The following is a 2,019-nucleotide window of genomic DNA, read 5'->3' as shown; positions in this document are numbered from 1 at the left end:
ACCGCGCTGCGTGACCGCGTCGCCAACGCGGTCATCGGCGCCCATGCCTACCGGCTGTTCACCTACGCCGGCGCCGCACGGATCGCCTCCGGCGGGTCGATCGGCGCGGAGTCGAGCATGAACAAGGTGTTCTGGTCCGAACTGGACATCGCTCTGCACGAGACGGCGCTCGACCTGCTCGGCTCGTACGGTGAACTCGCCGATACCGCCGACGAGGCGCCCGGGGACGGTAGTTGGGCGGAGGGTTACACGTTCTCCCTGGCCGGACCCATCTACGCGGGCACCAACGAGATCCAGCGTGACATCATCGCCGAGCGGCTGCTCGGCCTGCCGAAGGGACGCCGGTGATGCGGTTCCTCCTCGACGACGAACAGCGGGAGTTCGCACGTTCGCTGGACGGCATGCTCGCGGCGGCGGACACTCCGGGCGCCGTCCGCGCGTGGGCCCGTGGCGACCAGAGCCCCGGACGAACTCTGTGGGCCCGCCTGGCGGAGTCCGGCGTCTTCGGCCTGGCCACGCCCGAGGAGTACGACGGACTGGGGCTGCTCCCGGTCGAACTCGCCGTGGCCTTCACCCAGTTGGGGCGACATGCGGTCCCTGGCCCGCTCGTGGAGACCGTCGCCGCGGCGACCCTCCTGGACCGCCTGGGCGACCGCACCGCCGCCACCTGGCTGCCCGGCATCGGGTCCGGGAAGACCGTCACGACCGTCAACCCGTTCACCGACGAGAGCCCCTACGCGCTGGACGCGGATGCCGCCGACCTGGTTCTGCTCGTGGCGGGCGGCACCGTACGCGTTGCCGCGTCCACGGGGCCCGTTCAGCAGTCCGCGGACCCGGCCCGCCGACTGTCCCGGCCGACGGGCGGCACCGTCCTGGCAGAGGGACCGCAGGTGCCGCGCGCCGCCGCGCACGCCGCCGACGTCGCCGCCCTGGCCACCGCGGCGCAGGCCCTGGGGGTGGGCCGGGCGCTGCTGGAGCAGACCGTCGCCCACGTTCGCCGGCGCCACCAGTTCGGTCGAGCGATCGGTTCCTTCCAGGCCGTCAAACACCGTCTCGCGGACGTCCTCATCGGCCTGGAGTTCGCGGAGCCGCTCGTCCATGCCGCCGCCCTCTCCCTGGCGTCCGCAGCGCCGCGGGCCGGCCGGGACATCGCGGCGGCCAAGGTCGCCACTGGTGAGGCGGCGTATTTCGCGGCCCGTGCGGCCCTGCAGTGCCACGGGGCGGTCGGATACACCGAGGAACTCGACCTGTCCCTGTGGATCCGCAAGGCCCGAGCCCTGCGGACTGCCTGGGGCACGCCCTCCGCCTGCCGTGCCCGCGTCCTCGCCCCCTGAACCGCGCTGCCGTACCAGCCCGTTCTCGGGAACTGCCGAGCTGCTGCAAGCCCCGCGGAAGCGACCGGTGGTCTTCGGCGGAGCGGTGAGCGTCGGCGGCGTCCGGCCTGTCAGGTGCGGTCGTGAAGAGTCACGTGGTAGCCGTCGGGGTCTGCGAAGGTGAAGGTACGGCCGAAGGGGCCGTCGATCGGTGCCGAGACGATGGTGTGACCGTCGGCGGCGAGCGCGTCGTGGATGGCCTGGACGTCGGTGGCGTGGAGCCAGAGCGCGACACCCGCCCCGGGCTGGGCGACGGAGGCGAGATCGGTGCCGGGCAGGACGTCGCGCAGTGCGAACGCGATCGGCTTCGTCTCGAAGACCACGGCGTGCGGGGGACCGGCCTGCGAGCGAACGAGGCCGAGGTACTGCTCGTAGAACGCCTGCGAACCGTTGAGGTCGCGTACTTGGAGGGAGATGAAGTCGGGGCCGGTGGCGGGCATGGTGATGCTCCTTCTCTACGTGTCAGATTCCTGACACGAGGCAATGTATGTCAGAATGCTGACATGAGTCAAAACGGTTTCGGCGTCGATCTGGACAAGTCACTGGGCTACCTGCTGAAAGAGGCTTCGAGCGCCCTGCGCGCAGCCATGGAGGAGGTGTTGCGGCCACTCGGGATGACCGTGACGCACTACTCCTGCCTCGAACT

General features: G+C 70.9%; 3 protein-coding genes and 1 pseudogene. 3 read left to right on the top strand and 1 reads right to left on the bottom strand.

The features are described 5' to 3' along the window. Both ABZ646_RS45800 and ABZ646_RS45795 read left to right on the top strand, forming a co-directional pair. Positions 1–348, top strand: a 348-nt coding sequence (locus ABZ646_RS45800; protein WP_360533496.1) for an acyl-CoA dehydrogenase family protein, incomplete at its 5' end; no start/stop codon positions are given. Next, positions 348–1,334, top strand: a complete 987-nt coding sequence (locus ABZ646_RS45795; protein ID WP_360533499.1) for an acyl-CoA dehydrogenase family protein — start codon at positions 348–350, stop codon at positions 1,332–1,334. The genes ABZ646_RS45800 and ABZ646_RS45795, both read left to right, overlap by 1 nt. Positions 1,335–1,444: 110 nt before the next feature. Here the strand turns inward: ABZ646_RS45795 and ABZ646_RS45790 are convergent, their stop codons facing one another. After that, positions 1,445–1,813: a VOC family protein gene (locus tag ABZ646_RS45790; protein ID WP_360533493.1), complete on the bottom strand. Its 369-nt coding sequence runs from the start codon at positions 1,811–1,813 to the stop codon at positions 1,445–1,447. A gap of 63 nt (positions 1,814–1,876) precedes the next feature. On the opposite strand from ABZ646_RS45790, the pseudogene ABZ646_RS45785 reads away from it, so the two are divergent. After that, positions 1,877–2,019: pseudogene (locus ABZ646_RS45785) on the top strand (MarR family transcriptional regulator); the annotation flags it as partial.

Source organism: Streptomyces sp. NPDC007162, assembly GCF_040634175.1.
In the GTDB taxonomy this organism is placed as follows: Bacteria; Actinomycetota; Actinomycetes; order Streptomycetales; family Streptomycetaceae; genus Streptomyces.
This window is presented reverse-complemented; position numbering and strand designations above follow the sequence as displayed.